The 6442-nt window shown below is 59.6% G+C and carries 9 protein-coding genes and 4 pseudogenes; 9 read left to right on the plus strand and 4 right to left on the minus strand.

Going from position 1 to position 6442, the window contains the following annotated elements:
• Nucleotides 1–114: 114 nt before the first annotated feature.
• From D6850_RS18925 to D6850_RS18950, 6 genes and pseudogenes are all read left to right on the plus strand, one after another.
• Entirely contained in the window at nucleotides 115–768 is a 654-nt protein-coding gene (locus D6850_RS18925) for a methyltransferase family protein (RefSeq protein WP_121169176.1), read from the plus strand.
• Nucleotides 769–810: 42 nt separating this feature from the next.
• A pseudogene (locus D6850_RS19965) lies at nucleotides 811–961 on the plus strand (P-type ATPase actuator domain-containing protein); the annotation flags it as partial.
• Between the two features lie 197 nt (nucleotides 962–1158).
• Nucleotides 1159–1605 (plus strand): c-type cytochrome, encoded by a 447-nt coding sequence (locus tag D6850_RS18935; RefSeq protein WP_121169178.1) that lies wholly within the window; start codon nucleotides 1159–1161, stop codon nucleotides 1603–1605.
• A complete protein-coding gene (locus D6850_RS18940; RefSeq protein ID WP_147438942.1) occupies nucleotides 1602–1874 on the plus strand; it encodes a Rossmann-fold NAD(P)-binding domain-containing protein in 273 nt (90 codons plus the stop codon). Before D6850_RS18935 ends, D6850_RS18940 begins: the two co-directional genes overlap by 4 nt.
• Before the next feature lie 76 nt (nucleotides 1875–1950).
• Nucleotides 1951–2118, plus strand: a complete 168-nt coding sequence (locus tag D6850_RS19600; protein WP_166434134.1) for a hypothetical protein — start codon at nucleotides 1951–1953, stop codon at nucleotides 2116–2118.
• 213 nt (nucleotides 2119–2331) lie between these two features.
• Entirely contained in the window at nucleotides 2332–2703 is a 372-nt protein-coding gene (locus D6850_RS18950) for a hypothetical protein (RefSeq protein WP_147438943.1), read from the plus strand.
• A gap of 127 nt (nucleotides 2704–2830) precedes the next feature.
• Here D6850_RS18950 and D6850_RS18955 read toward each other — a convergent pair whose 3' ends face one another.
• Both D6850_RS18955 and D6850_RS18960 read right to left on the minus strand, forming a co-directional pair.
• Nucleotides 2831–3478 (minus strand): hypothetical protein, encoded by a 648-nt coding sequence (locus D6850_RS18955; protein ID WP_245964273.1) that lies wholly within the window; start codon nucleotides 3476–3478, stop codon nucleotides 2831–2833.
• Between the two features lie 46 nt (nucleotides 3479–3524).
• Nucleotides 3525–3947, minus strand: a pseudogene (locus D6850_RS18960) (IS5 family transposase); the annotation flags it as partial.
• A 99-nt stretch (nucleotides 3948–4046) separates the two neighbouring features.
• Between D6850_RS18960 and D6850_RS18965 the strand changes: the two are divergent.
• The 3 genes and pseudogenes from D6850_RS18965 to D6850_RS18975 all read left to right on the plus strand — a co-directional run.
• Nucleotides 4047–4277: pseudogene (locus D6850_RS18965) on the plus strand (IS110-like element ISMmg1 family transposase); the annotation flags it as partial.
• 166 nt (nucleotides 4278–4443) lie between these two features.
• Nucleotides 4444–5031 carry an integrase gene (locus D6850_RS18970; protein WP_206019329.1) on the plus strand — a complete coding sequence of 196 codons (588 nt, stop codon included), beginning with the start codon at nucleotides 4444–4446 and terminating at the stop codon, nucleotides 5029–5031.
• 106 nt (nucleotides 5032–5137) lie between these two features.
• The gene (locus D6850_RS18975) at nucleotides 5138–5710 is read left to right on the plus strand and encodes a tyrosine-type recombinase/integrase (protein ID WP_281272603.1); all 573 of its coding nucleotides are present in this window, start codon (nucleotides 5138–5140) and stop codon (nucleotides 5708–5710) included.
• An 82-nt stretch (nucleotides 5711–5792) separates the two neighbouring features.
• Here D6850_RS18975 and D6850_RS18980 read toward each other — a convergent pair whose 3' ends face one another.
• Nucleotides 5793–6092, minus strand: a complete 300-nt coding sequence (locus D6850_RS18980) for a hypothetical protein (RefSeq protein WP_121169182.1) — start codon at nucleotides 6090–6092, stop codon at nucleotides 5793–5795.
• Nucleotides 6092–6325: pseudogene (locus D6850_RS18985) on the minus strand (transposase domain-containing protein); the annotation flags it as partial. The gene D6850_RS18980 and the pseudogene D6850_RS18985, both read right to left, overlap by 1 nt.
• Nucleotides 6326–6442: the final 117 nt, after the last annotated feature.

Raw genomic sequence — 6442 nt, forward strand, 5'->3', positions numbered from 1 at the left:
TAGCATGGCCGCAAAGTCACTCATGAATCGATTGGGCCCATCCATGGGCTCGATCGTCCGCGGTGCCAAGTCGATGCGAAGGCGGCGGAAAACCGAGGTTCATGGGGTTCGGTAATGAGACAATACGTCGGGCAAGTCGGGGCTTGGGAACTCACCGTTCTTGCCATCATAATTGCCTCTTGGGTCATCTATCGATATTTTGCGCCAAGCAACTGGCGGGAGTGGGCCAGTGCCGGGATCGTGCAAGCGTTTATCATTTCACTTTACGCCGAAATGTACGGCTTCCCTCTTACAGTATACCTTGCTGTTCGATTTTTCGGAATGGACAGGGGCGATCTCACGACCAACTTGTGGTCAAGCCTTCTGGGCTTCGACGAGGCCATGGTTCTTGCAATGCTATTAGGCTATGCGCTCGCGCTGGTCGGCATTTGCCTCATAGTGGGAGGTTGGCGCGAACTCTACAGGAATCGAAAGAAAGGTACCCTTGCGACGGGTCGCCTTTATAAATTTGTCCGGCACCCTCAATATTTGGGTCTGTTTATCGTCCTATTTGGAGAGGGAGTGGTGCATTGGCCAACACTACTATCTGTTTCTTTGCTCCCGTTCATCATGTTCTTTTACATAGCATTGGCGAAAAGGGAGGAGGAGACTCTGGAACGATTGTTCGGCAAACAATATGCGCTGTATAAGCAGGATGTTCCTGCGTTTGTTCCGCGTTGGGATCAGCTTCGAGACGCTGTGATGATATGGATTTTGTTCCGAGACTAAACGACAGATGTATAAATTGGTTTTGACGATGCGGCCGCTGCCCTTCGGTATCGAGGTGACAAAGCGCCGATGGACGACATCGTGGTTTATGGACGGCCGTCGGTGGATGAGCGCATGATTTCGGGGGAGCTTGTTCCGGTCGAGAGGACCGAACGTGATCGCGTGACCGCCACCACGATCAATGGAACCGCCCCGACTGAGACCGCTGCGCAGGGCTGCAGCGCGGCCCGGCGTCTGGAACTGACGATCCGCCCTCTCGACGGAATCGACCCGTGGGGCGCGCCGGTCGCGGCGCTGTCAGACACGCAGACTGGCATTGACTGGTCTGGCCAATGCAAACACTACTCACCATGAGGAAAAGGAAACTCCCGAAAAATGTTTCGAAAGATAATGGCGATTTCACCCCTGTTCGCTGCCGGACTGGCAACGATCCTTTCAGCTCAATCGGAGGATGCCGGCGGTGACCGGCCACGTGTCAACACCCGGATGCATGGTGCAGCTGCTGGCGCGTCGGCACCAAATCCCGACTCTATCGTTGTGCCGGAAACCCTGAGCGGCCCTGCCTATTTTGGTCAGATCGCGTTCGAGGACAGCTGCGCCTCCTGCCACGGCGAGAATGGCGCGGGCGGCACCGGCAAGGGCCCGCCGCTTGTCCATCCGATCTACGAGCCGGGTCACCATCCGGACGGCGCCTTCCTGCGGGCCGCGACGACCGGCGTGCAGTCGCATCACTGGAATTTTGGCGACATGCCTCCCGTCGAAGGGATCACCGAGGACACGGTCGCCCTGATCGCGACATACATTCGCGAATTGCAACGGGCCAACGGGATCGAGTGACAGGAACCCGCAGCGAACATCCGATGCAGTTCCCGGGCCCGGTCGTGCTGATCGGCGGCAATGGCGATATCGGCAAGCGGCTGGTGCCAATGCTGCTCGATCACTTGGCGTGCCCCATCCTGCTGGTGTCGCGCAACGCCGGAACAAGCCATGAAACGGTAGAGGCGCTGCAGCTCGATATCGCGGCCGAAGATGCCACCTACAAGCTGCCACCCGGTGCGACGGTCGTGAATCTGATCCAGGCGAAGCCACCAGCGGTTGCGGCCTAGCTAGGTTGTCCGAACCGGCGGGATATTTCTGGACACCTCGGTCACACCCGACTATGTGCGCGCGCTTCGCCAAGCGATGGCGGATGCCGGCGGTCCGGGAACGGGCGTCCTCTGCGTCGGCATCGCGCCGGGACTCAGCACGTTGATGGCCGCCGATACCGCGGCTGCTGAAGGAACCGAACTCGTCGATATCGGCGTGGAACTGGGCATGGGCCGCCACTACGGCAGTACAGCTACGGAATGATCCATCAATGCGCTTGGTGCGGGGTATCGACTTTCCGGCAACGAGAACCGAAAAGTGCGGCCCGAAGATATCAGGCACCATTTCGCTTTCGGGCAGAACGAGCGCGGGCGGCCAACGCTCGCGGTCGGCTTTCCCGTGGACGGCATCGCAGAATATCCTGGGGGTGCCGCGCCGCCTCTCGTCCGTAGCTTCCTTGCGCTCGATCCTCCCTGCATGAGGCGCCTTGTCGGCCTGCTCCTGCGTTTCGGCCTTGGCCCGATGTTGGCACGGCGCAAGCGCGGGCTGACGCGATTCCTGATGCGATCGCCCGAAATCGGACAGGCACGCACCCGCATCGCGGTCAAGGCGCATGACGCAAACGGTGAGGTTTCGGCATCGCGCTACTTTACCGGCGGTGATCAGGCCGACGTGACGGCAGCAATGATCCTGGCGACGATCCGCAGGGTGCACGCGTCGGTGCCGGTACCGGGCGCGACGTCCATCTCCGATCATTCACTGGCTCAGGCGCTCGACGATCTACGCGCCCTATTGCCCGGCATGTCGATTGAGGCCTGGTCGACTGCAGGACAAGGGCCCTCGTCATGAAGCGCTGAAAACACTCTACGGCATGATTGAGTTCCTGTCAGTCTGACGAAGAACACTCGGATGGCGGGTAGCATGACCACCGACCCAATGGGGCGCATGACGGAAGGGGCGAGCCGGTCTGCGCCCGTCAGGACGTTTGCCACCAGATCAGCAGTTTCGCAAATGCGGTCAGGGCCAGGACCGAGAATGAGAAGAATGCTACCGCGACCAGCACCAGTCCTAATCGTCCTGGAAGCCTGTGGGCAAGCCCCCCGAGCGTTCTGGAATACTCGATGGCCATGACATAGAGCGGCAACGCGCTGATCAGCGTCGCATAGAGATAGGCCCCGGAGATGTTTTCGAAGAATATCGAGCGCACCAGCGTCGGCGCTACGACCCGGAGGGCGGTTGCACGGCTTCCCCCGAAGGATCCGAACAGATCGGCCGAGAGGACATAGATCACCGCATGCAACACGATAACTCCAACGATGCGGACGGGTAGATCGACCAGAAGGACAAGCCTGATCCCGTAGGTCTGACTGGGCTTTGCCACGATCAAGGCGAACAAGAAGAAGCTCACATAATTGACTACAAACACGACGGGCAGACCGTTGGTCACGACCTGCCTTGAAAACCTGCTGAGGGGGAGGCCGCCACCAATCAACATGCCGCCGAAACCGGGGGTCATCGCAACGTAGATCATGACAGCTGGTATCAGGCTGAGGACGCTGAAGACGAGCGTATTCCATGTAAAACGCACCGCCGGCATGTCGATCGCAAAGTATTTTTTCATCATTGGTGGTATTCCACGGATTGTGTGAGAGGTGGTTTAGGGTAAGGGTTCATAACCAGAAAATGACCACGGCAGCCAAGGCACATGCGGACAGGAAGATCTTCGGGCACCTGTCATAACGAGTGGCGATCCGTCGCCAGTCTTTGAGGCGAGCGAAGCTGTTCTCGATCTTGTGGCGCTTCCGATAGCGTGCCTCATCTTGCGGGATCGCGAACTTGCGGCCTTTGCGCGACGGGATGCAGGGCGTAATCCCCTTGTCTTCAAAGGCTTCGCGATACCAATCGGCATCATAGCCTCGATCTGCCAGCAGATGTTTGGCGGACGGCAGAGCATCCAGAAGCGCCCGCGCACCGATGTAGTCACTGCGCTGGCCCGCGGTCAGAAACATCCGAAGCGGGCGGCCTGCCGCGTCTTTGACCGCGTGCAGTTTCGAGTTCATCCCGCCTTTGGTGCGCCCGATCAGGCGGCCACGCGCCCTTTATGGATGGCCCGCCCCTCCCGCCGACGCCGGTGTAGGCTGTCGGTATTCGGAAATAGAAGGAACGGACCATGAGCATAATGATTTCTCGGCATCGATCTGGACAAGAACAGCTGTAGCATCGTCGGCCTCGATGCAAATGGAACGGTGATCGTGCGGCGGCGGATGCACCGGCACGGGGTGGTGGCGTTCGCGGCGAAGCTTCCGTCCTGTGCGATGGCGATGGAAGCATGCCGCGGCGCCCATCATATGGGCCGGTCGCTGGCGGCGCTGGGACACGAGACCCGGTTGATGTCGCCGGAATATGTGCGGCCTTACGTTAAGTAATGGAGAGGTGGTCATTACTTCACTAATCATCAGGTGGCCATAATGCGAAGGAACGTGGGACAGGCGTATGAAATCCCCGCATTTCTGCCGCTAATCGACGGCTTTGCTCCGCATTATTTTCGGACGAACCTCTGCGTTCGTTTGACCAGCGGAGTAGCCAGCAATGACAAAACCCGATCGCGAAGTAATCACTGAACTCGAAACCGTACTGACCAGCCAAGAATACAGCCCGGTGGTGGTCAGGAATTACTGCGCCTATGCGCGCGGCTTCCTTGACCATCTTGCACAGCGGAACATCCCGGTCGCGGATACAACCGAAGCCCAAGTAGAGCATTACCTGCGCGAAACGGTCGCGCTGTTCCAGCGTCGTCACGGCCGCCTTCCCGGTCCGCGCTGGCACCAGATTCCGTGCGCGGGCATTCACGCGCTGCTGCGGCCTGTGCAGGGCCGCTGGCCGCCGGCTCCAAATGCGGCCTGTGCGGCCGACGCGTTGCGATTTACGATCTGCGACGAGTACGAAGCCTGGCTTCTCGATGAGCGCGGACATGCCCGGCCCAGCATCAATGCGCTTCTATGGGAGGCTCGACACTTCCTGGTCTGGCACTTTGAGCGATGCGGTGCCGAGTGCCTGATGGATCTCAGCGTCGGCGACATCGACCGCTATATGGACCTGCGTGCGTTGAAGCTGACGCGCAGCTCGCTGAAATCTGTCGCGGAGCGGGCTTCGCTCGCTGCTGCGTCATCTCCATAGGGCGGGCAACATTGCGACCGACCTGTCGCCGCATATCATCGCGCCGTTGCTCTACGCCTATGAAGGGGTGCCCTTGATCCTGGAACGAGGCTAGATCGCCGCGGTACTGGAACGTGCGAGGGCGGACAAGACACCGGCGGGGCTGCGGGACCATGCGATCTTGCAACTGCTTGCAACCTATGGGCTGCGGTCAGAAGAAATCCGCAATCTGCGGATCGAGGACATCGACTGGCGGAGCGAAACCATCTGCGTCCGTCACAGCAAAACGGGAGCCTGCTCGTTCCTGCCCCTGATGGCGCCAGCGGGCGAGGCCGTTCTCGCTTACTTGCGTTCGGGACGACCAGCGACCGATGTCAGGGAAATCTTCATCCGCACGTGCGCACCCTATCGCAAACTCGAGAAACTATACAGTCTGGTTCGACGGCGGCTCTGCGATGCCGGCATCAAGCCGCCAGGCAAATGCGGGCCGCACATCTTCCGCCATGCGCGTGCGGTCGAGATTCTGCTCACGTCAGTTCCGCAAAAAGTCATCGGCGACCTTTTGGGGCATCGCGCTTGCCGCTCACGCCGGAGCGGTTGGCGGCGATACCGACGGAGGCCGAGGTTATCGCGTGGCTCTCAGTTGTTGCCGCAACAGCAACCATCCGATTTTGTAACGGGCGCTTTAACGGATGTCTGATGTTCCGGTCGGGCATCAACATCGCGGCTGGTTTCACGTCCGCCGCAACATCCTCCGGATTTGGTGGTTTGTAACCGCCCGGTTACAACCGCAGGTCTTTTTCCTTGACGCGGGCAATGATGTCTTGGTCCGAGACGAAGTCTTCGAGGAACCTATTCCAGTCCTGCGAGGAGCGCCTTGCGTCGGCGAGCATGTCTGTCAGCTCTTCGATCCCGTCGTCAGTCAGCGCCGTGATTGTCTCGTCTTGGCCAGTGTAGACGCTGACGATGGCGCCATAGGTCAGGTTGTCGTCATTCCAGACAATGGCCTCCAGGAGGTCCAGGGTCTCACCCAACATCCTGGCGACGTAGTCGAGAGTATAGACATGGGTCACTGCAGCCATCAGGCAGCCTCGGCCTGCGGGGTGGACTTTGGCACCCAATTCCAAGGCAGCAACTCGTCGAGGCGGTTGGCCTTGTGATCGTGGATCCGGTCGAGGACGTCAGCAAGGTAGGCCTGTGGATCCTGGTCATTCATCTTCGCGCTCTCGATGAGCGTCATTGCCCGCGCCAGGGTTTCGCCGCCCGTGTCCGATCCGGCAAACAGCCAGTTCTTTCGTCCTATGCCCAGTTCCCGTTCATTCTGCCCATGTCGGGCAGGTCTATCGGGTTCATTATCGATGGCATGCCTATTTTGGCGCGGACGTGAGGGTTTTCCGGACCCTCAATCGCGGTGATGGCCAACATGTCGGTC

Origin of the sequence: Roseovarius spongiae (genome assembly GCF_003651245.1) — a bacterium.
GTDB classification, from domain to species: domain Bacteria; phylum Pseudomonadota; class Alphaproteobacteria; order Rhodobacterales; family Rhodobacteraceae; genus Roseovarius; species Roseovarius spongiae.

What these genes read in the sequence shown, in the direction of transcription:
- D6850_RS18925 (WP_121169176.1), top strand. Translation starts at nt 115, where the DNA reads ATGAGACAATACGTCGGGCAAGTCGGGGCTTGGGAACTCACCGTTCTT.
- D6850_RS18935 (WP_121169178.1), top strand. Translation starts at nt 1,159, where the DNA reads ATGGCGATTTCACCCCTGTTCGCTGCCGGACTGGCAACGATCCTTTCA.
- D6850_RS19600 (WP_166434134.1), top strand. Translation starts at nt 1,951, where the DNA reads ATGGCGGATGCCGGCGGTCCGGGAACGGGCGTCCTCTGCGTCGGCATC.
- D6850_RS18950 (WP_147438943.1), top strand. Translation starts at nt 2,332, where the DNA reads ATGAGGCGCCTTGTCGGCCTGCTCCTGCGTTTCGGCCTTGGCCCGATG.
- D6850_RS18955 (WP_245964273.1), bottom strand. Translation starts at nt 3,478, where the DNA reads ATGATGAAAAAATACTTTGCGATCGACATGCCGGCGGTGCGTTTTACA.
- D6850_RS18970 (WP_206019329.1), top strand. Translation starts at nt 4,444, where the DNA reads ATGACAAAACCCGATCGCGAAGTAATCACTGAACTCGAAACCGTACTG.
- D6850_RS18980 (WP_121169182.1), bottom strand. Translation starts at nt 6,092, where the DNA reads ATGGCTGCAGTGACCCATGTCTATACTCTCGACTACGTCGCCAGGATG.